Annotated in this window: 18 protein-coding genes and 1 pseudogene; 6 read left to right on the forward strand and 13 right to left on the reverse strand. The window is 46.4% G+C overall.

The window, feature by feature from the left end; translation table 11 throughout:
• The first annotated feature begins 65 nt into the window (after positions 1-65).
• Both NLZ44_RS02190 and NLZ44_RS02195 read left to right on the forward strand, forming a co-directional pair.
• Positions 66-1,250, forward strand: coding sequence for an RNA-guided endonuclease InsQ/TnpB family protein (locus NLZ44_RS02190; protein WP_493751728.1), 1,185 nt, complete (start codon positions 66-68; stop codon positions 1,248-1,250).
• Positions 1,251-1,341: 91 nt separating this feature from the next.
• Entirely contained in the window at positions 1,342-2,634 is a 1,293-nt protein-coding gene (locus NLZ44_RS02195; protein WP_493751729.1) for a M16 family metallopeptidase, read from the forward strand.
• A gap of 399 nt (positions 2,635-3,033) precedes the next feature.
• On the opposite strand, the gene NLZ44_RS02200 is transcribed toward NLZ44_RS02195, so the two are convergent.
• The 8 genes and pseudogenes from NLZ44_RS02200 to ltrA form a co-directional block, all read right to left on the reverse strand.
• Positions 3,034-3,303: a hypothetical protein gene (locus tag NLZ44_RS02200; protein WP_006623548.1), complete on the reverse strand. Its 270-nt coding sequence runs from the start codon at positions 3,301-3,303 to the stop codon at positions 3,034-3,036.
• A 128-nt stretch (positions 3,304-3,431) separates the two neighbouring features.
• Positions 3,432-6,131, reverse strand: a complete 2,700-nt coding sequence (topA, locus tag NLZ44_RS02205) for a type I DNA topoisomerase (RefSeq protein ID WP_493751730.1) — start codon at positions 6,129-6,131, stop codon at positions 3,432-3,434.
• A gap of 85 nt (positions 6,132-6,216) precedes the next feature.
• Positions 6,217-7,332: an RNA-guided endonuclease InsQ/TnpB family protein gene (locus NLZ44_RS02210; RefSeq protein WP_493752935.1), complete on the reverse strand. Its 1,116-nt coding sequence runs from the start codon at positions 7,330-7,332 to the stop codon at positions 6,217-6,219.
• A pseudogene (locus NLZ44_RS02215) lies at positions 7,289-7,900 on the reverse strand (IS607 family transposase). Before NLZ44_RS02215 ends, NLZ44_RS02210 begins: the two are co-directional and overlap by 44 nt.
• Before the next feature lie 180 nt (positions 7,901-8,080).
• On the reverse strand, positions 8,081-9,265 hold the full coding sequence (locus NLZ44_RS02220) for a group II intron reverse transcriptase (RefSeq protein ID WP_493751622.1): 1,185 nt from the start codon (positions 9,263-9,265) through the stop codon (positions 8,081-8,083).
• The gene (locus tag NLZ44_RS02225; protein ID WP_493751623.1) at positions 9,255-9,665 is read right to left on the reverse strand and encodes a reverse transcriptase domain-containing protein; all 411 of its coding nucleotides are present in this window, start codon (positions 9,663-9,665) and stop codon (positions 9,255-9,257) included. The genes NLZ44_RS02220 and NLZ44_RS02225 overlap by 11 nt, the downstream gene beginning before the upstream one ends.
• A 21-nt stretch (positions 9,666-9,686) precedes the next feature.
• Positions 9,687-9,836, reverse strand: a complete 150-nt coding sequence (locus tag NLZ44_RS02230) for a reverse transcriptase N-terminal domain-containing protein (RefSeq protein WP_493752928.1) — start codon at positions 9,834-9,836, stop codon at positions 9,687-9,689.
• 11 nt (positions 9,837-9,847) lie between these two features.
• Positions 9,848-11,656, reverse strand: a complete 1,809-nt coding sequence (gene ltrA / locus NLZ44_RS02235) for a group II intron reverse transcriptase/maturase (RefSeq protein ID WP_493751731.1) — start codon at positions 11,654-11,656, stop codon at positions 9,848-9,850.
• A gap of 2,391 nt (positions 11,657-14,047) precedes the next feature.
• Between ltrA and rpmB the strand changes: the two genes are divergently transcribed.
• Positions 14,048-14,284 carry a 50S ribosomal protein L28 gene (gene rpmB / locus NLZ44_RS02240; protein WP_006669318.1) on the forward strand — a complete coding sequence of 79 codons (237 nt, stop codon included), beginning with the start codon at positions 14,048-14,050 and terminating at the stop codon, positions 14,282-14,284.
• Positions 14,285-14,392: 108 nt separating this feature from the next.
• On the opposite strand, the gene egtD is transcribed toward rpmB, so the two are convergent.
• A complete protein-coding gene (egtD, locus tag NLZ44_RS02245) occupies positions 14,393-15,442 on the reverse strand; it encodes an L-histidine N(alpha)-methyltransferase (protein WP_493751732.1) in 1,050 nt (349 codons plus the stop codon).
• Between the two features lie 114 nt (positions 15,443-15,556).
• On the opposite strand from egtD, the gene cas6 reads away from it, so the two are divergent.
• Together cas6 and NLZ44_RS02255 are read left to right on the forward strand one after the other, a co-directional pair.
• Positions 15,557-16,684, forward strand: coding sequence for a CRISPR-associated endoribonuclease Cas6 (cas6, locus tag NLZ44_RS02250; RefSeq protein WP_315660773.1), 1,128 nt, complete (start codon positions 15,557-15,559; stop codon positions 16,682-16,684).
• 12 nt (positions 16,685-16,696) lie between these two features.
• On the forward strand, positions 16,697-18,379 hold the full coding sequence (locus tag NLZ44_RS02255; RefSeq protein ID WP_315660771.1) for an ABC transporter substrate-binding protein: 1,683 nt from the start codon (positions 16,697-16,699) through the stop codon (positions 18,377-18,379).
• A gap of 103 nt (positions 18,380-18,482) precedes the next feature.
• On the opposite strand, the gene fni is transcribed toward NLZ44_RS02255, so the two are convergent.
• From fni to NLZ44_RS02275, 4 genes are all read right to left on the reverse strand, one after another.
• Positions 18,483-19,514, reverse strand: coding sequence for a type 2 isopentenyl-diphosphate Delta-isomerase (fni, locus tag NLZ44_RS02260; RefSeq protein ID WP_315660769.1), 1,032 nt, complete (start codon positions 19,512-19,514; stop codon positions 18,483-18,485).
• A gap of 36 nt (positions 19,515-19,550) precedes the next feature.
• Complete coding sequence (gene pyrR, locus NLZ44_RS02265) at positions 19,551-20,084, reverse strand: bifunctional pyr operon transcriptional regulator/uracil phosphoribosyltransferase PyrR (protein ID WP_006623538.1); 534 nt, start codon at positions 20,082-20,084, stop codon at positions 19,551-19,553.
• Positions 20,085-20,185: 101 nt separating this feature from the next.
• Entirely contained in the window at positions 20,186-21,181 is a 996-nt protein-coding gene (gene cbiB, locus NLZ44_RS02270) for an adenosylcobinamide-phosphate synthase CbiB (protein WP_493751733.1), read from the reverse strand.
• Positions 21,182-21,220: 39 nt separating this feature from the next.
• Positions 21,221-21,664 (reverse strand): Rrf2 family transcriptional regulator, encoded by a 444-nt coding sequence (locus tag NLZ44_RS02275; RefSeq protein WP_111891279.1) that lies wholly within the window; start codon positions 21,662-21,664, stop codon positions 21,221-21,223.
• 421 nt (positions 21,665-22,085) lie between these two features.
• On the opposite strand from NLZ44_RS02275, the gene NLZ44_RS02280 reads away from it, so the two are divergent.
• The gene (locus NLZ44_RS02280) at positions 22,086-22,478 is read left to right on the forward strand and encodes an AbrB family transcriptional regulator (protein WP_493751734.1); all 393 of its coding nucleotides are present in this window, start codon (positions 22,086-22,088) and stop codon (positions 22,476-22,478) included.
• Positions 22,479-22,514: the final 36 nt, after the last annotated feature.

Genomic DNA, 22,514 nt, shown 5'->3' on the forward strand with positions numbered 1-22,514 from the left:
CAGGGATGAAAAGCAACGGCGGCTTTAGCCGCATTCTTACGCCAGATATGCTAGTATGAGGGAAAATGATTGTACTTGAGTTCAAAGCACGGGTAAAGCCTGCCCAGGCTACCGCTATAGACGACGCTATACGGACGGCTCAGTTTGTCCGTAATAAGGCGTTGCGCTATTGGATGGATAGCCAAGATGTCGGCAAATACGACCTTAGCAAACTCTGCAAAGCGTTAGCTGAGGAGTTTCCCTTTGCCAAGAAACTCAACTCCATGGCTCGTCAGGCTTCAGCAGAACGGGCCTGGAATTCAATCAGTCGGTTCTACGACAACTGCAAAAAGGGCATTAAGCCCGTAGGATTCCCCAGGTTCAAAAAGCATTCCCGCTCGGTGGAGTACAAAACCTCTGGATGGAAACTGCTCGGGCCGAAGCGCATCACATTCACCGATGGCTTCGGGATTGGGGAATTGCGGTTGCTCGGAACCTACGATCTGGCACGCTATGACGAATCCCTGATTAAACGGGTTCGCTTAGTCCGTCGCGCCGATGGCTACTACGTTCAGTTCTGCATCCAGGTTGATGTTCAGGTGCAGAGTGAACCGAGTCAAAAAGCTGTTGGCCTTGACCTAGGGTTGCGGTATTTTATCGCTGCCAGTGATGGCAGTGTGGTGGAAGCACCGCAGTTCTATCGCAAGTCTGAAAGGCGGTTGAACAAGGCCAATCGAGAGAAGTCCAGAAAGTACCGCAAGGGGGCAAAACCACAGTCCGGGAACTATCACAGGGCTAGGAACCGATACGCCCGGAAGCATTTAAGGGTAAGTAGGCAGCGTAATGAGTGGGCGAAGAGCATCGCCTACTGCGTCATCCAATCTAACGATTTGGTTGCCTACGAAGACTTGAATGTGAAAGGGTTAGTACGCAATCGGCATCTAGCCAAGTCGATTAGTGATGCAGGATGGTCAATATTTCGCTGTTGGTTGGAGTATTTTGGCAGGAAGTACGGGAAGGTAACGATTGCCGTTCCTCCCCAATATACGAGCCAGGATTGCTCAAGCTGCGGCCAACGAGTCAAGAAGGCACTCTCAGTCAGAACCCACCACTGTCCGCATTGCGGCTATGAGGCTGACCGAGATGTGAATGCGGCCATCAATATCCTGCGCCTGGGACTAACTACCGTGGGGCACACGGGAAGTTATACGCTTGGGGAGAGCGGGCCTCTGGCTGGGTTGGAAAAATCCTGCTCAGTTAAGTCCGGTTGATGAACCAAGAATCCCCGTCGCGTGACTCGCGGGGAGTGTCAAAAAAGATCCTGGCATCAACTGCGATCGCATTTCATCATCATAGGCAGCCGTGACTCAAACCCTAACCCCATCATTCTCAGATACCCAGAACGTTCATCGCTATGTTTTAGATAACGGTATTATCCTGTTAGTCACTGAAAACCCGGCGGCGGACATTATCGCCACCCGTTTATTTTTGAGGACTGGGACCCGTTGGGAACCACCACACCAAGCCGGACTCTCTCACCTCCTCGCCGCCGTCATGACCAAAGGGACAGAAAGCCTGTCATCCCTAGAAATTGCCGAAAGAGTCGAGTCAGTTGGGGCGAGGGTTAGCGCGGACACCTCCTCCGACTATTTCCTCGTCGGTGTCAAAACCGTTTCTGGTGACTTTGAGGATATTTTGGAGTTAGTCGCCCAACTCTTGCGCGCCCCATCTTTTCCCGAAGCGGAAATAGAACTGGAACGCCGCATCACCATTCAAGGTATTAGAGCCCAGAAAGAACAACCATTTTCCGTAGCTTTCGACCATCTACGACGGGGAATGTATCAAAACCATCCCTATGCTATGTCCAGCCTCGGAACCGAAGAAACCGTAAGTCAAATTACCCGCGCCGACTTACAGGAATTTCATCAGACCTATTTTCGCCCAGATAATCTGATTATTTCCCTAGCGGGACGCATTACCCTAGAGAAAGCCCTAAGCCACATACAGAGATGCTTTGGAGACTGGAAAGCACCCCCGACTCCCCTCCCCAAACTCACCCTACCAACAATCATCTCTAACCCCCACAAGGCGATCGCACCCCAGGAAACCCAGCAATCTGTAATTATGCTAGGATACCTCGCCGCCTCGGTCTATCACGAGGATTATGCCACCCTCAAAGTCATGAACACCTATTTGGGTAATGGTCTATCCAGTCGCCTCTTCGTCGAATTACGCGAAAAGCGGGGACTAGCCTATGATGTCTCGGCTTTCTATCCTACCCGCCTAGATGCTTCCCAATTTGTCGTGTATATGGGTACTGCCCCTAATAATACTGCGATCGCTATTGACGGACTACGCGCCGAAGTAGACCGACTTACCAACACCCCCCTCACAGAAGAAGAACTCCAGGTCGCTAAAAATAAACTACTAGGACAATATGCCCTCGGAAAGCAAACTAACAGCCAACTCGCCCAAATTTACGGATGGTATGAAACCCTAGAATTGGGTATTGACTTCGACCAGCAATTTCAAATTGATGTCGCCTCGGTCACAGTTCCACAAGTCCTAGAAATATCTCAAAAATACTTCTGTCAACCTTACCTCGTCTTGGTCGGTCCACAGGCGATCGTCACCCCTTTTTCCTACTCCCACTAACATATTCTCTGCCATTCACAAACTCGCCATTTTGTCAAGATGTCTAAAAACCCTAGCCCCACTCATCCTCAAAACTCGTGCATCGCCAGTTTCAGTTTTCCCTCAAAAAATAACTTTAATCGCCAGAGAATCGGGGTTTCAGCCTTTATTGGTGCATCAAGACACAATACCCCCTTGGTATCGGTTTCCTCAATGTTACCACAACCCCGATAATCTCGTCAACTTTTTGCCACTTTTTATCAACCAAAACGTATCAAATCTTAACAATCTTTGAAAAATCCCATATATTTGAGCCGTATCAATTAGCCAAACTTATTTTTGGGTCAGGCAACAAATCACCCTGTGGGGTCAACCTGAATCGACCCCTTAATTGATGGTTTCCGATTTGAGACCGTCTATTTAACTGGGTTTACTGACGCTTTTACAGTGGCTGCTGTCAACAATATGCGATCGTAGGGTAGCCGGTTGGGTGAGTGATTCATGAGCCGGTACAGGTTCCCCTATCGGGTGAAAAATGACCTGTTTACAGACCAATTGACTACTACCGCCATAGGCATAATCCCAAATATAGGATTCTGTATCATTAATCGTCGCCGCAGCCGGAGACCAAAACGAACTCAGCAAGACCAATTCTAAAGCCACCAAAGCCGTGATGATATATTTCCACATAATAAATCCCCATTCCCATCAACTCACAGGGTCATAGGCGAGTTTCGGCAGCATCCCTATTGGCGATCGCTAGTCGATACAACCCGCCCATTCTCCCATTATATCAGTCCTTTCGGGGATGTCAAAACTTATTCCGTTTCCCCCTTAGTGCTGGATTTTTTCCTAGTAGTGGACTTTTTGGCAGTAGTGGACTTTTTGGCAGTAGTGGACTTTTTGGCAGTGGTACTGCTAGTAGACTTCGACCTCGACTTAGACTTCGACCCAGAAGCCGCCTTAGCCTTTAAGAGTTCCAGAGCCTGTTCTAGGGTGAAAGTTTCGATCGCCTGTTCTTTAGGCAAAGAAGCATTAATTTTGCCATGCTTAATATAGGGACCATAGCGACCATCATAGATATTGAGAGGTTCTCCATCTTCCGGATGTTCTCCCAACTCTCGCAGGGGAGTAAGAGTTTTTTTAGCCCCCCTGCGTCCCACCTTAGGTTGAGCCAGAAGTTCCAAAGCCCGCTCAAAAGTAATAGTCAAGACATCATCAGGAGCCTTGATAGAGCGATAATCCTTAGCCTCCTTACTTTCATGAACCACATAAGGACCAAAGCGACCAATAGCAGCCTTAACCTTAGCCCCCGTTTCGGGATGCAGTCCCAAAAGGCGAGGTAAAGACAAAAGCGATACAGCCACATCCAAAGTCACCGCATCCTTTTCCAGTCCCTTGGGAAGGGAGACCCGTTTCGGCTTCTTATTAGTTTCCGACTCTTCCCCCAACTGCACATAAGGACCATAGGGACCAATTAACATAAAAATCGGTTCCCCTGCTTCTGGATGAACTCCCAGCTTTTCCGGTCCCTCCGTCTTTTGTCCAATCAACTCCTGAATTAACTCAGGAGTCAGGTCAGCAGGAGTCAGGTCTTGAGGAATGGAAGCAGTAATAATCTCCTCATCCTTCTGTGCCTCAATATAAGGCCCAAAGCGACCCAAACACAAACGGTAAGTCATGCCATCAGTAGCATCACCCAAATTTTCCAATTCAATAGTTCGGGCTACCTTAGCATCAATTTGGCTTTCCTGTTCCTTAACCTGATTTTCCAGCCCCCCGTCACCGGAATAGAACTGTTGCAAATAAGGCAACTGGTCCGCCTGTCCAGTGGCTATTTCATCAAGAGTATTCTCCATGCGAGCGGTGAAACCGATATCCACCAAATCGGGAAAATGTTTCTCCAGGAGGCTATTAACCGCAAAAGCCGTAAAAGTAGGAATCAGAGCATTACCCTTAATTTGAGCATAACCGCGATCGATAATCGTACCAATGACACTCGCGTAGGTACTCGGACGACCTACCCCCTCACTTTCCAGAGTTTTGACCAAAGATGCTTCTGTAAAGCGTGCCGGAGGTTGGGTTTCATGTCCCACTGCCTCCAAATCCTTACAATCAGGATGTTGACCTACTTTTAAAGGTGGTAGAGGTACTTCTTGATTTTCCAAAGCCGCATCAGGATCATCAGACCCCTCTACATAAGCCCGCAAAAACCCAGGGAAATCAATACGTTTCCCCGTCGCCCGAAAACCTGCATCTTCCACCTGTAAGTCAACAGAGATATTAGTTTGGCGAGAGTCAGCCATCTGAGAAGCAACGGTCCGCTTCCAAATTAAGTCATAAAGTTTCAAGTCATTACCACTTAACTCAGTTTCCTGGGGAGTACGGAAATAACTTCCAGCCGGGCGGATAGCTTCGTGGGCTTCTTGAGCGCCCTTACTTTTGGTCGTGTACTGGCGTGGTTTCGGACTCAGGTACTCTTTGCCATATTTCTGCTCAACGCAGTTTCTAGCAGCTACTATGGCTTGCTCTGATAAATGTACAGAGTCAGTCCGCATATAAGTAATATAACCACGCTCATAGAGTCCTTGAGCCACCTGCATAGTCTGACGGGCGCTAAGTCTGAGTTTCCGGTTAGCTTCCTGTTGCAGAGTCGATGTGGTAAATGGCGGCGCGGGTTTGCGAGTAACTGAGCGTTGGTCAATATTGCTGACAGACCAGAGTTTCTCCCTCAGTCTCTCCTTGAGCGCTTGGGCTTGGTCTGAGTCTAGTAGGACTACATTACGCCCCTCGGCGATTCTACCAGTGCTTTCATCGAAGTCGCTACCTGTGGCTACCTTTACCCCATTTAGGGTAATTAGTTTCGCCTCAAACTCGGTTTTACCTTGTTCCAGCAAGGCTTTTAGATCCCAATATCCTCCCTGTCGGAAGGCGCGACGTTCCCTCTCTCGGTTTACTATCAATCTTACGGCTACAGACTGCACCCGACCCGCTGACAAGCCTCGGGCGATTTTTTTCCACAGCAGTGGTGACAGTGTATAACCATAGAGGCGATCGAGTATCCGCCGGGTTTCCTGGGCGTGAACCAGTTGTTCATCTAAGTCTCGGCAATGTTCTAGGGCTGAGAGTATGGCTTCCGAGGTGATTTCATGGAAGACCATACGCCGGGTGGGAATTTTCGGTTTTAGCACCTGCAACAAGTGCCAGCTAATACTTTCCCCTTCTCGGTCTTCGTCGGTGGCTAGAACTAACTCTGTCGCTTGTTTAAGCGCTTTTTTGAGTTCTTTGACCACTTTCTGCTTATCTTTGGGGATTACATAAATAGGCTCAAAATTACCTTCCACGTTTACCCCTAGCCCTGCCCATGTTTTCCCCTTGTACTCTTCGGGAATTTCATCAGCAGAGGGTGGTAAATCCCGGATATGACCCATTGAGGCTTCTACCTGATAGTCTTTCGGTAAGAAGTTACGAATAGTCCGGGCTTTGGTCGGTGATTCAACGATAACTAAAGTTGACATAGCAGCTTTTTCGTATAGCAGCAAACTGGACTTGGGGTCTGGCCCTGGTTTGGGGGAGACCAGAATTTATCTTTTTCTGATACATTTACGCGACATTTATCCGGCTATTGCCTGACAATGCGACGATAGCACTATTATCCGTTAAGGTAACAGAGGCGGTATCCCGCAAAGCTTTTAGAAAGATTCCAAAAGCACCGTTCCAGTCCCTGGGTAGAGTGAACCCACACTCCGGACATCGGAACACTTTTGAGCCACCTAGCTGGGAATGCACATGACCACAGTGAGTACAGGTTTTGCTGGTGTATTCTTCCGTCACATCTACAACCATGGTTCCAGTTATCTCGGCTTGATGTCTCAGGGTTAGTTTGAATCGATAATGCGCCCATGTCAGCATGGCGCGGGCAGTCTTGGATTTGATTTTCCGCTTGGCTTTGGCAACCATGTTGGAAGTCTCGAAGGTGGGCAGAAAAATTATGCTGTAGTTGTGAGTCAAGTAGTGAGCAATTTGTTTGTGGGCTTCATCAACTAGATTGCGGATTTTGGTTCTCATTCGTTGAGCCGCTTGCCTCATCCGTCGCCTTCTTGAACGACAGGGTTCCTTGGCGATTCGGCTCATCAAATCATCCAAATGTTGACATAGCCTAGTAATGCGTCCTATATCCCCGGAGCCAAATTCCAGAAATCGTGAACCATCAAACCCAGTTATGAAAGTTCGCACACCCGGGTCTAATGCAATTACGCCATTCGCTTCAGTTGGGGTAACGGCAACTGGTTCAGGGAAAATCGCCAACCATCGACCTTTGGTAAACACCAACTGAGTCCCTTGCCCGCAAGTTTTAGGGATGGGTTCGGAAACCATGAAAGTTAATCCTTTCGTGAGTCTTGGATACCAACTCCCTGAAGAGAAATTAGTATTATTGAACTTAATCCCTTGAGAACTATCCCGACAGCTCCTAAACCTTGCGCCAGGACTGGCGGTCAAAGCCTGATAGGCATCAAAGATGGCATTTTGCCGAATGTGGCAGGGTGTTTCTTTGACCCATTCGGGTAAGTCACTCTGCATCACTTCGTTGCGTAATTTCAGTTTGCTTAGTCGTTTACCACTCCTAGATAATGCAATTGCTTGGTTGTAGCAATACCGACAAGCAGCCAGCCATTTACGCCAGACTTGATTTAGCTCCGGGCTGGGGTAAATCCGGATCTTCTTTGACCTGAGTTTGGTATTTACTCCGTCCGTATAATCGGGAACTGAAGCAGTGGAGGATGGCGAGGATGTCCTCAACCATTTCTGGTTCTGGACTGAGACTTGTCTCGTTGAGAACCATGAGTGAGCACCTGTTTTGCTCACAGAGCCATCGAAACCAGTCAAATCCCCATATTGCCAATCGGTCTGGGTGGGCAACGACAACCATGCCGACATCTCCTGACAAGACTTGTCCCAGTAAGGCCAGCATTTTCTTTCCCTTTCCCTTGAAGTTGAGCCCGCCTCCGATTTCTGAGACGACTTCTGCTTCGGGGTAGAGGTTGGACAGTGCGGCCACCTGTCGGTTGAGGTCTGACTGCTGGGCGCGGCTACTAACTCTGGCATAGATAACGACTTTGCGTTTGTCACTGCCTGATTTGGCAGTATATCACTCAACGTTGTATCGTCGTTGCCCAGCGGGGGTTCTGATGGTCTCGATTGAGCCATTTTTGTCCCATCTGCGGAGTATTCTTTCATGGACTCCAAGGATTTGGGCGGCTTCCTTGGGTTTGACATATCTGGCAATAGGTTTATCCTCAACTCTTCTCGCTTCTTATACCATATTGCCCTAAAATATTAACCTAATTTGAGATTAAATCATGCTCTTGTCGGACTGTTTAGGCAACACCATTAGGGGTCGAGAATGGAGTCACCTCCATCCCCTCCCATTCAGAACCGTGCGTGAAAGTTTCCCTTCACACGGCTCCTAGTCTGACTGCTCCATTGTTAAGGATACAGCGTTGGCGTTGTCGAGTGCCGTTTGATCATCATGACAGTGGCGATGTAATAGTTGGAGGTTCTTGTATTCATCCTTTCCGCCTAGGCTTCGAGGTACAATGTGGTCTACTTCAACTAGGTCTGATGGGGTAAAGTATTGCCCGCACCAGGTACACCTACCTTTTGGCTTTTTGAGTAGTTTTGCTACCTTATTTGGCGTTTCAATTGCCTGACCTCGTCTGGTTGCCCAGTAAGTCCATTTTCCGTCGTATGGTGTTGCATTAGGGCGTATTAGGGTGTGTCTGACAATCGGAGTCCAATTATGTTGCCATAATGTGAATCCATCCTTAGTCTTGAATAACCAGGATTCATGTCTTTCTTTCCCATTGCTAAGTTTAACCGTTCCTTTATGGAAGTAGTTTCCTAGCTTTTCGTAGCTTGCCTTTCCGCATCTTGAACCTGTCCATGCCCTTAACATTAGCCAGATTGTGTGGTCTAGCATTGTGAAGGTCTCTGTTGAGACGACCCCTGAATAATAATTTGACCATCCCCTAATGATTGGGTTTAGTTTGTTAATCAGGGCTGATTGAGGTGCTGTTTTATGTTGTTTGATTACACCCTTAATCACTTCTGTATGGGCTTTAACTGCTTTCTTGCTGGGTTTGATGTAGGTTTTGAATCCTAATGGTTTCCCATGTGTATTTTTCCCAGTTTTATGTTTTCCTACCGGATATTGCCTGATATTGAATCCCAGAAAGTCGAACCCTGGTTCCTCTGTTTTGCCATTGTACTCAATAGATTTGAGTGTATGACAGATTCGAGTCTTTTCAGGTTTTATTTCTAATCCTACAGGTTTTAACCATTCGGAAATTGCAGTTTTGCACTGTTCAATGATTTCCCGGTTTTTTGATATAACCACCAAATCATCGGCGTATCTTATAAGGTTCACCTGAATGGCTGTTCCTTTATTTGGATACATTTCCTTAACTAGCCTTTCCATTCCATCCAGTGCGATGTTGGCGAGTATTGGACTTATTACCCCTCCTTGGGGTGTCCCTGTTTCTGTATCCTCAAATACACCGTTATCTAGCACACCTGCTTTGAGCCATTGTTTCAAGTCTCTCTTCAGGCTGCTTGGACAATGAATTTTGGACAGTAGATAATCATGGTTCACGGTAAGAACATTTCGCTATATCAGCATCGAGAACATAGTATTGTCCTTGATTTATGGCAGTATAGATTCTACCAATTGCGTCGTGGGCTGACCGACCAGGTCGGAACCCATAGCTTGTGCCTTCAAATCTCGATTCCCATTCAGGTTCAAGAGCCGATTTAACCAAGGCTTGCCTTGCTCTATCTTGGATTGTGGGTATTCCCAGAGGGCGTTTTTCATCCCTTCCGGGTTTTGGTATCCATACCCGTCGCAGTGGTTTTGCTTTGAGATTTCCCTTAATGCTTTCGACAAGTTCATACCTTTGCCTTGGTGAGATTGCTCTCATTCCATCGACTCCAGCCGTTTTCTTGCCTTGATTATCTTGGGGGGCGGGTTTATTAAGCTGACTGTTGGGAAGCATGGCTGACCGTGGAACCCGCCCCTACAGCCGCACTGCTAGGAGTCGGGCATAATATGACTTCACCAGTAGACGTTGCCACCTTCGTGCCTTCGCGTCCTGTCCCGATTTAGCTGCTTGAAATATACTCTTTTGGAGCTTGAAAACTTTCCGTTGGACTTTCACCCATGGGATAGTTTGTTAAACTAAGCCGGGCAGTCGCCCACCCGACTCGTCTTCAGAACCGGACTTGAGACTTTCACCTCATCCGGCTCCTCAACAACTTGGCTCTTGTCATGAGAACCGCGACTACCATCTGAGGCAGTCTTAACATCGTGGCAGTGACGATGAAGAAGTTGGAGGTTCTTGTACACATCCTTTCCGTCTTTTGATTTGGGGATGATGTGGTCGATTTCCATTATATCCTCTTCACGGAATGTCAGTCCACAGTGGGCGCATTTCCCTTTTTGCTTCTTCAAGAGTTTCGACACCCTTGTTGGCATACCGGGTTGTTTACCCATTCTTGCACTCCAATATTTAAGGTTACCATCATATGGGCTGGCTTCGCCTTTGACCTTGATATGGCGGATGATTGGTGTTTCCATGTGCGTTCGTATCTGCATCGGGTTTGATTCCGTGCGGGTTGCGAAAGCCCAGCTTTTATTTCCAATCTTCTGCCAATATTTCCGGGCTGCCCATTTACCAGTTTTGTTTGGGTGTCTTCTTTTTCCCCATCTGGTTAACTTCCAATAGAGGAGGTTATCCAATTGGTTAAATGTTTGTTTTGACACCACTGTTGAGTAGTAGTTGCTCCATCCCTTGATGACCGGGTTAAGGTGCGTAATTAGCGCCTCTTGTGGTGCGCTGATGTGAGAATCTACTATCTGTTTCAATTTCTGGTAGTGGGTCTTAATAGCTTTTTTGCTGGGTTTGATGATGGTTTTGAATCCTAGAGGCTCATTACGGGTATTCATTCCGGTTTTGTGTTTACCAACTTTATGTTGTTGGATGTTGAAACCTAGAAAATCGAACCCCGGTTGCTCACCCTCAATCGTGTGGGTGATATGGGTTTTTTCCTCTTTGAGTTCTAATCCCATTCCTTTCAACCATTCTTGGATGTGGTCACGACATTTCTCGATAACCCCAAGGTTTTCGTGGATGATAACGAAGTCATCTGCGTATCTGATTAGAGATACCGCTTTCCTTCTGTCTCTACGGCTACCTTTTCCGGGTAGCTGTTCCGCTAATTCCTTGACGCTTTCTTCCATGCCGTGGAGGGCGATGTTTGCCAGTAGGGGGCTTATTACGCCTCCCTGTGGTGTACCCTCATCGGTCGGGAATAGTTGTCCAGAGTCTATTACCCCAGCTTTTAGCCATGCTCGGATTTGTCGTCTAATGGCGGGTATCGTTTCGAGCTTGTCCAATAGTTTGCCATGGTCAATCTTGTCAAAGCACTTGGCAATATCGGCATCCAGTACCCATTTAGGTTTATACCTAATAGCGTTGAATATTGCCTCTATTGCATCCTGACAAGACCTTCCTGGTCTGAACCCGTATGAGTTGGGTTCAAACCTGGCTTCCCATTGGGGTTCGAGTGCCATTTTGACTAGGGCTTGTAATGCGCGGTCGTACATTGTGGGTATTCCCAATGGTCTCTTTTCGTCTCTTCCCGGTTTGGGAATCCATACCCGGCGTGCGGGTTTGGCTTTCGAGTTGAGTTTCAATTGACCTACAAGGTTCATACGTGCTTTTGGGGATAGGGATTTAGCCCCGTCCACTCCCGCCGTCTTTTTGCCTTGGTTATCCTGGGTAACCCGACGAACCGCTAGCATTCTGGCTGACCAGCTTTTTAGCAGTAACTTTTGGAGTCTGCGAACTGTTTTAACGTCACCACGATGTTCGGCTTGATGAATCCGTTTTTGCAGGCGGAAAACTCGACGTTCGATTGATTTCCAATCGACATCTCGCCATTCCAGCACCACCGTATTGTTTCCAATCGTTTTGGGCGTTTCCATGCTACTAAAGCTCCATCTTCCAAATTATCGTGAGTCCGTCAGCATATCCTGGGCATTACCCCAGGCATTCGCTTCTGACTCAATCCTTCCTCTCGTTGGCTTGCGGATGGTTTCCTACTCAGGATTTCGACCTTGTTCCTGAGAGCGTCAACGGAGGTGATCTCGTTCCAGATATCGATTGATTGTGTCTTTAGGATGCCACTATACGCCGGGTTTATTTGGGTGTATGAGAGGTCTGTATGAAATCAGCCTCCCCTTTATCCTTAGCCATTTTGGCTCCTGCGTATCAGTCCAATTTTCGCAGGTTACAACTAACGACGCTTCGGATGTGGCTTCGTTTCCTATCCATGGACACTTGCTTGGGAGAGCGCCCGTTTAGACCCAGGCTTACTCCCTTTCATCCCCGCTTCACAGATTGATGACCAGTCTCTACTGTGGGGGAAGTGCTTTCACGCGATACACCTCGCGGGATGGACTTTCACCATCATCGATATCTAGTTGTCAAGGTTCGATGCCCTTTTTAGGGGGCTGTGTTCCTTGCTCTGCCCACGTTTCGGGGATTATCCCTTCTACTTTTGGCAGAAACGAGTCGCACTCCATGCGTTTTTCGTAGTCTTGATTGGTTTTGATTTCTCAAACCCTTTCTTTAAGCTCGCTATCGCCATTTGTACACCTACTAGACTCTATTCCTTGCAATCAAACCGTGACCTGTTAGCATATCCCTTCCATTACAGTCGGGCGTTGGCTTTTGGTCACATCTCACATCCCCAATGGTTAGGGGTCGAGAGTGAAGTCACCTTCACCCTCTCCCATTCAGAACCGTGCTTGATAGTTTCCCATCACACGGCTCCTGGTGTGGATACCCTATTTGTCAAAGGAGCAGAATCAAGAGACCTGCTTTCTACTTCGATGTTCAGAGCTATATGCACCACGTAGTCTTTAAACTCGTCCTCGCCATTATACTCTTACTGACCGCAGTATCTATATCCCCACCGTGACCTGTGGGCATATCCCAACCATTACAATTGGGCTTTAGCTTCTGGTCACATCCTTCACCCTCTAAGCATGCGCTTACATTTTTCACTACTGCCTTGTGAATAGCATTACTCACTTGTTTATAGGCAGAGCATTAGAGGGGTTACAACGTTCCGATTATATGGGCATTCCATCGTTAGATTTGTCCTCTCCGCCGGGGTACTTTTAAAGGTCTGTGTAGGTAGTCGCACGAACCCCCTACTTTTCCCCTTGCCCTTTTGAGCGCAGCGTGTCAACCTATTTCGCTGCTAGTGTATTACGATGGTTCAAGTCGGACATTCGGTCTTCCTAATCATAGATGGTTGGCAGTGGTCGCGTCTTGGTAGTAGGTTCTACCTCACGCCTTCCGTTCCCCGCTTCAATCCTGGAGTTATGATTTCCAAAACTGGGGGTGGCTATCGCCGTTACTCTCTACTCCCTGATTTCTCAGTTCGTTTATGACCTTGAGTTCCCTGCCTTGCTTAGTGCCCTAAGCGTCGGGACATATAACCAGTTATGAGGATGGTCAGGAGAGGTCTCCTTATATCCAGATTCGGAGCTGGAATCCTCACCGGGTAGTTATTTCGGGCATTTCAGCCCTATTTCATACCCGAACGTCTCGCACCATACGCTTACACTTGTCACTACTGAGTTCTTCGACCAATTCCCTCAGAGCACTTGGGGACTTAAAACGTTCCGTTTATATGGGCGTTCCATCCTTAGATTTGTCCTGTCCACCGGGGTACTTTAAAGGTCTATGCAGGTGGTAGTACAAAACCCCTGCTGTTCCCCTTGCCCTTTTGGGCGCAGCGTATCAACCCATTACGCTACTGGCTAATTACGGTGGTTCATGTCAGACATTAGGTTCCCCTAATCGTAGATGGTTGGCAGTGGTCTCGTTTCTGGTGTTAGGTTACACCTCGGAGCCTTCCGTTCCCCGCTTCAATCCCAGGTTTGTGGGTCCTGAAACTGGGGGTGGCTATCGCCGTCACCCTCAACCCTGATTTCCCTTCATTCCTGTACGGTTCCCCGTCTTTTCCTAGGTTCGGTTTCCCGTCCCTCTGATTGTTAAGAAATGTTAAGAATTGTTACAGGGTTTGTTGACCTTGGGTTCCCTGCCTCATTTTGTATCTTATGATACTAAATTTAGGGACATATAAACAGTTATAGGGATGTTCAGAAGCGAGCTTATTATATTCAACCAAGGGGCTGAAGTCCCTACCAGGCGGTTATTTCGGGTATTACACCCCTATTTCATGCCTGAACGTCTCGCACAGCACTATCTAGCCTAACCCAACATTTCCAACTATCTCACTTGATTTAGCCCCCGATCGCTTATAATAAGGGTTTGCATTTAATTTTCAACTGGAGGGTACTATGTCTCGTGTCTGTCAGCTTACAGGAAAACGGGCTAATAACGGAATGGCTGTCTCTCACTCCCACCGTCGTAGTCATAAACTACAACAAGCTAATTTGCAGTGGAAACGGATATGGTGGCCCCAAGGTAAGCGCTGGGTACGTCTGAAACTTTCCACTAAGGCTATTAAAACTATTGAGAAGAAAGGGTTACAGGCTATGGCTAAAGAGGCTGGCATCGATCTCAATAAATTTTAGCTTTTCGGGCTACACATCACCCATTTCTATTGATAATGGAACTCCCTCTCCTTCTGGGAGAGGGCGAGAGGGCTGGGATAATTAATTTTCCCCCATATACTTCCTATCCTACCCCTTACATTTAGCCAGAATTAGACCAAACCAATTGTTACTATCAGTCCAAGTCTTGACGGGTTGTAAACCTTGCTGGTTTAGATAATTCTGCATATTTTCTAGTTCAAATTTCCGGGAAATTTCGGTGCGGACTGTTTCCTGGGCGCTAAAATGGACGGTCAGGTTTAAACTTTGCAGACGTACAGTTTGCTGACAGAGACTGCGTAGGTGCATCTCAATTTGATGTTCTTCTAGGTTATAAAAAGCCCAATGTTCAAAGTTTTTGATATCAAAATCACCATCAAAACGATGGTTTAAATGTGACAGCATATTTAAATTAAAAGCTGCCGTTACCCCCTGACTATCATTATAAGCGGCTTCTAAAATATCGGTGGGTTTATGTAAATCCACACCTAATAGGAAATATTCCCCTGGTAATAAAGCGGCTGTAATTTGTGAGAAAAAGCGATCGCACTCCGTGGGGGTTAAATTTCCCAAGGTGCTACCCAGAAAGCAAATCATGCGACTGGGAAGCGGTGCGGGTTCTAATGTCGCTAAAGCCTGTTCATAGGTGGCTACAATTCCATGAACTTGTAAAGATGGATAATCTTCTAACAATTGATAGGCGCTAGTTTCCAAAATACCCCCACTAATATCAATGGGAAGATAACGCAAAGGATAGCCTAAACTTTGGTAAGCATCTAATAAAATCCGAGTTTTAGTAGAACTACCACTCCCTAACTCTACCAATTCCGTCGGACCAGTTAAAGTGGCAATTTCCGACGCAAAATCCCTTAAAATAGCCGTTTCTGTGCGGGTCGGATAATATTCGGGTAATTCGCAGATTTTTTCAAACAATAGAGAACCCTGATCATCATAAAAATACTTAGGGGACAGAGTTTTGGGCTGGTAGGTGTTGGCTAGACCCTCGATTATATCATAACCGGTGGCGGGTTCATTGGCTGGGGTCTGATTTGCATTAACTAGAGATTCAATCCTGATTCGTTGCTGGAGTAGGGAGCGATCGCTCGTTTCTGTAGTAGTCTGAGGGTGGGAGATATACATTATGGCTAAAGTATACACAGCAATGGCATCAAAAAAACTGCTGCCATTATGTATTGTCCCATACCATTGTCAACAAAAGGTTATGTTAACCGAACCCAAAAACCATCAACTGTTATGGCTTACCCTAAGAAACGTAACCGTGAGCATCCCTCGGTAAATTCCCAGTGGTCTACCGAAAGCGAATTGGTAGGTTTGGAATTTGAACTCACAGCTACGGACAATCATACCCTTTACCCTCAATATACCATTGGTCTACACGCCTGGTTTCTTGACCAAGTGCGTAACACTAACCCAGAACTTTCCCAATATCTCCATGATGGACAATCAGAAAAAGCCTTTACGATTTCAGGGTTGTCCGGTTCCCTAATGACCTCTGGAAAAAATCTGCAATTACAAGGCGATCGCCTCTATCATTGGTATATCACGGGGTTATCTCGTCCGGTAGTTCAGTGGCTAGGGAAATGGACCCAAAACCTACCCCCCCGCATTGAACTCAGAAACGCCCCCCTAACTATCAATTCCTGTAAAGTCTTCCTGGAAGCCAAGACCTATCAGCAACTGTGGGAACAGCAGTCCCCCAAAACCGGAAACCTGAAATTAAGTTTCCTCTCTCCCACCAGTTTTCGTCACAAAGGACATCATCTCCCCCTACCAATTCCAGTTAACCTCTTCCATAGCTACCTGCGGCGGTGGAATGATTTTTCTGACATCAAATGCGATCGCGACTTATTTTTAGAATGGGTCGATGAGTTTGTCATCCTCCAACGTCATCACCTACAGTCCGTCAAAGTCGCAGCCGGAAAACGGGGAATGGTAACCGGGTTCACCGGAGCCATTGAATTAGCTACCTCCCAGAAAAGCAAAACCAAGTTTTCTGGAAATATCCAACAGCAGCAACAGCTATTTTACGCCCTAGGACAACTAGCCCCCTACTGTGGAACGGGACATAAAACCCCCTTTGGTTTAGGACAAACTCGCTTAGGCTGGTTAGTAGAGGATATTCAGCCTATCTCTACTATTCAACAAATACTAGCCGATCGCATTCTGGAATTAACCGAAATTTTCCGTTCCCAAAGACAGCGCACCGGGGGAAACCGCGCCACCGACATAGCCGAAACCTGGGCGACTATTCTGGCGCGTCGGGAGTTGGGGGAATCTCTACAAGCGATCGCTACTGATTTGGAAATGCCATATCAGACAGTAAAAACCTATGCTAAACTAGCACGGCGCGCCTTAAATTAAAACATTCATCAGATGCACAAAAAACACCAGATGCTGTTATCTAACTTGGTTAGGGGTAGTCGGCGACGGTTCCGAGTCCTATGGCAATTTTTAGGACTGTTTGGCTTGGTTAGCTTCCTCATTATCAGTTGCGGTCAACCCAATAATCAAACCACTACTACCCCAGGGTCTAGTAACGGCGACGAACGGATTATTATTGGTACTACCCAAACTCTCCGCACTATCGATCCAGCCGATGCCTATGAGGTTATTTCTGGCAATCTTCTCTATAATTTAGGCGATCGCCTCTATGCCTATCAAGTGGGAACTACCCAACTCAAGCCTCAACTGGCTACCGATTTTCCTACCATTAGCGACGATAGGCTAACCTATACTATCCCCCTACGTCAGGGAGTCCTTTTCCATGATGATACGCCTTTTAATGCTGAGGCGATGGCTTTTTCCCTGCGGCGGTTTATTGAAAACGGCGGACCCCCTTCCTCTTTACTCTCCGATATTGTTGATGAGATTACTGCCACCGGGGAATATGAATTAACTATTAAACTCAAGCGTCCCTTTGCGGCTTTCCCCTCCCTATTAGCATTTTCGGGAGCTTGTGCGGTTTCCCCTAGTGCTTATGAAATTGGACCTGGGAAATTTCGGCCTAATTCTTTTGTCGGAACCGGACCTTATGTTTTAACAGAATATGGTGTAGATCTGATTCGCCTCAATCCTTTTGAACAATATTGGGGGGATAAAACAGCTAATCAAGGTGTCGATTTACAACGCTTTTCTAGTCCTGCGAATTTGTTTAATTCTTTCCGGACTAATGCTGTCGATGTCGCTTATATATCCCTTGAACCTGACCAAATTTCAAGTTTATTAGAAGGTGCAGAACAGGGAAGATGGCAAGCAATTACTGCTGATGGAAATACTATTAATTATATAGTATTAAATGTGAACAGCGAACCCCTAGACCGGGTGGAAGTGCGACAGGCGATCGCCTCTTTAGTCGATAGAAATTTAATTAATGAAAGGGTGCTGCGAGGACAAGCTGAACCTCTTTATAGTCTCATTCCTACTACTTTTGAAAGTTACCTTCCCGTGTTTAAGGAAGCCTACGGAGATGCTAATTTTGAGCAGGCTAAACAACTGTTAACAGAGGCGGGATTTACTCCCGAAAACCCCGCTGTAGTTGAACTTTGGTATGGTGCGAACTCCCAGAAACGTCAAGAGTTGGCGGCTACTCTCAAGGCTTTATCTGATAATAATTTGGGGGGTATTTTACAGTTACAACCCCAAAGTGTAGACACAACTACGGCTTTTCAAAATTTGGAGAAGGGAATTTATCCCACTTTTATTCTCGATTGGTATGCGGATTTCTTGGACCCTGATAACTATATACACCCCTTTCTGGATTGTGCTAATGGTTCCCCCGAAACGGGATGCGTCGAAGGTGCTAGTCAATATCATGGGTCCTTTTATTATAGCGATCGCATGAATCAGTTAATTCGACAACAGCGCACTGAAGCTAATCCTGAGACTCGACAAGCTATCTTTCACGAAATTCAACAACTCCTGGCTGAGGATGTGCCTTTTATTCCCCTATGGCAAGACAAAATCCATGTTTTTGCCCAAAACAACATTCAAGGGGTCAACCTCCAGGCTAATCAACAGTTCCCCTTCTGGCCTTTGGCTAAATTTACTCCCCAATAACTGATAGCTGGGACGGGCGCTATGCCCTACTGTCCCATTTTGGGGGTCGGTTAACCAACCAATCCCTATCAGCCAACCCCTCCCCTACCTAGTAGGCGGCGAGTCAATATATGGATCTCAAAACTTGTGGTCGCTGAAGATCCTTAATGGTTCTACTTCCCGTGCAAAATAGCACCGTGGATATTTCGGCTACCAGAATGTCTACCAAACTATCAACAGCAGCCTCTGACTCAGCCGCCGCCTGTAAAAAAGGCCACGCTAAACCGGCTAAATCAGCACCTAAAGCGATCGCTGATGCCACGTCTAAACCGTTGCGGAGTCCCCCAGAAGCAATCAGAGGAATGTCAGGAGAGTTTGCCCTCACCTCAGTGATACACTCAGCCGTCGGTAAACCCCAATCAGCGAAAGTTTCCCCTAAGCGCCGCTGACGAGGATCTGTCGCCCTCTGTCCTTCTATTCTTGCCCAAGACGTACCACCCGCACCAGCCACGTCAATGGCAGCTACTCCCGCATCTATCAGCTTTTTAGCCATAGTAGCTGATATGCCGTTACCGACTTCTTTGGCAATCACCGGAACTGGCAGCCTATAGCATAAATCGGCAATTTTGTCAAGTATTCCTCGGAAATTAGTATCGCCTTCGGTTTGAATGCACTCCTGGAGAGGATTGAGATGCAAAATTAGGGCATCGGCTTCCAGAATATCAATTACCCGCTGACATTGCTCTAAGCCATAGCTATAGTTTAGTTGAACTGCGCCCAAATTAGCAAATAGCAGAATATCAGGAGCGAGCGATCGCACGGCGAAAGTGGGGGCTAATTCTGGCTTTTCCACCGCCACCCTTTGGGAACCCACCCCCATGGCAATTTTATGTTTGACAGCAGCCCTGGCTAGGCGGGTATTAATTAGTTTAGCCTGTTCTGTGCCACCAGTCATCGAGGAAATTAACAACGGCGCACCCAGGGACTTACCCAGAAACTCTGTGGAGACCTCTACCTCCCCAAGATTAATTTCCGGTAGACAGCAGTGGGTAAACCGATAGCGATCGAAACCATTGGTTTTTTGGCGGAATTGTACATCAGACTCTAAACAAATTCGCAGATGATCAGCCTTGCGGCTTTCCGTGGAAAATTCCATTTTTCACAGTTCCCAATTTCTATGGATACCTTGGACTTATTCTGACTTTAATTCTATGCGATCGTATCCATCTACTTCTTCCAGATATACTCGCACCTGTTCATCCCTAGCCGTCGGGAGTTCTTTGCCAATAAAATCCGCTTGAATGGGTAGTTGTCGATGACCGCGATCAACTAAAACCGCCAGTTGGATAGTCTCCGGTCTTCCATATTCAATTACCGCATTCAAAGCCGCCCTAATAGTACGACCACTATAAATTACATCATCCACCAAAACCACTTTTTTACCGGTCAGGTCAAAAGGGATTTTAGTTTGTGCGGGAGTTCGCATACCCACTTTATCTAAATCATCCCGATAAAAAGTAATATCCAAAGCGCCACGAGGAACCGTCAACTGTTCCAGCAAGTTGATTTGGTTCCCTAACCTTTCCGAAAGGGCAACCCCCCGCGTATATATTCCCAATAATACCAGGTTAGATAAATCTCCCCCCCTTTCCACAATTTGGGATGCTAAACGGTTTAAAGTTCGCCGCATTTCTTCAGCAGATAGAATCTCGACAATTTTACTCATGATTCAAGTTGATTGCTTCACAAAATTACTGGTTTAGATATCTGCCAAATATCTATATTTGCTGCCGATATTATTGGCTAAATAAAGGCTTATTTTTATTGCTAAAATATTACCCTAATTATAAATATAATAAAAGTCAAGCCTAACCATATAAAAACTGAGGAACGGGTGATAGCTAGTGCCCGTTCAATAGTTTCTGAGGTAATGGGGGAAATCGGATCTCCTAAAGTAGGTTTATGTTTAACTTTTCCTCTATATTGATTCACTCCCCCCAATTGTACTCCCAAAGCTACAGCATAGGCGCATTCACTCCAACCCGCATTAGGACTAGGATCATGAATGGCATCTCGGCGACATATTTGCCAAACCCGTCTAGGTTGACCCGACAACAGAGCAACCGTAATTACACTGAGGCGGCAAGGAAGCCAAGTCAGAACATCCTCCAATTTAGCACTAAACCATCCTATATGAGTATAAGGTGCTTCACGATAACCAATCATTGAATCAAGAGTGCTGGCAGCTTTATAAGCCCAAGCCAGAGGAACACTTCCCACTGCTGGTATCAGTAAACCAATAATCCCATAGAATAGGGGAGCCATCATACCATCGATCGCATTTTCGGTAATAGTTTCCACAATAGCCCGTTCAATTTCCGGTTTCGATAACTGTTCGGTATCTCGACCCACATACTGACTTAATCGCTGGCGGCTTGTTGGCAAATCCCCCCGTTGCAGAGCCTCTTGTACATCCTCAGCCGCTGCTCGCAAACTCCTAGCAGCAAAGCAACTAGCTAAAAGAATACTTTGTAGCCCCACACTGATAATACCATGAAACGGCAATTGCACGGTCATAGTTTTAACTGCTGCCACCATCAGCCAACTGACCAATCCGCTACCAATGACCAAAATCAACCCCACCCAAATCCCTGCCAGCTTTTGAGATAAAGGACTCTTAAAATATCTCAGAACTGGTTGAGTGAATTTGGTAATCACCCAACCCATAACTTGAACTGGATGCAGCCAATTCCACGGATCACCGATAGCATAATCCAAGCCAGCCGCTATTGCCAAAATTACTATTGTTGGGAAATCACTCATTTATTGACTGCCATGTAATCCTTAACTGCCTCCATACAATTAAACCACAAAACTAGCAGACTCTCCCTGAGCCGCCTGCCAACTTAGGGCATCATAATAAAGGTCTTCCAGAGAGATGCTATACAGAGCCTCCTTTAATTTTTCATGGAGACGATTCCAGAGAGTAAATGTTACCCAATCCTCTATTTTTTCAGCATCAGGTTGATGGTTAGATAAAGGTTCTATGGTCTCACCAACTGCTTCCAGAATTTGACCCAGAGAAATTTGAGCCGGTGGATATGCTAACTGATATCCCCCCTGAGCGCCTCTTACAGAAATTACTAACCCTCTTTGTCGCATCTCAATTAGTAACTTTTCTAGATAGGGAGCGGGAATATTTTGCCGAGAGGCGATCGCTCGCACCGAAATCGGACCCTGGTTTTGCAGCACCGCTAAATCTAATAAGGCTTTAACACTATAATGTCCGCGAGTAGTTAACTTCATTAATCCCTTTCAAATTAACAGTGATTTTTGTGTTTATTGGCTTGATAGTCTCGTCAGTTGCTACCAACCTTAACCTAGACTACTCATGGGTATCCATATAGTTGAATTTACGGATACATCATTGATTAACATTGCCATCATCGGGATTTGACCGATGATCCGCCCTTCCTATATTCTAACTGAGTTTGACCTCAACCAGCGCGAGTAATAGCTCTGGGAAACCACAAACAGGTAAGCCTTTACACAATCAGCTATCCGATGATTACATCTGTTAAAAATGTTAATCATTGAGATGAATAATTCTGCAATCTTAGTGTAAGATGGTATGCAGGTACCAGGTCATCGTGAACAGTTATGGTTGTCGGAGCGATAACCATAACTGGCGTGATGACACCATCTCGAATATGCAAGGGAAGATCTCATGGCTAAGAAGAACAATTCGGAAACTCAACCACAACAGCTCACTGGTCAAGAACTCTTAGAAAAAGTCCGACATCTCGGCAACATGAAGAAAGAAGAGAAAGCCAAAAAATGCGGATACTATACGTTAACCAAAGACGGTATAGAGCGAGTTAATATGATGAAATTCCTTAACGCCTTAATAGAGGCAGAAGGAATCGAACTAGATGGGAAACCAGAAGGAAATGGACGCGGCGGACGCTCTGCCAGTTATAGAATTACGGTTCAATCTAATAACAACCTGTTGATTGGGTCAGCCTATACGAAGCAAATGGATCTGCAACCCGGAGATGAATTTGAGATTATTCTGGGACGTAAGCACATTCATCTGAAACAGGTAGGCTCTGAAGATTAGCAGAGTTGATGCAATTGCGAAAGTAGCATATTGTCT

It is taken from the genome of Arthrospira sp. PCC 9901 (assembly GCF_059013425.1).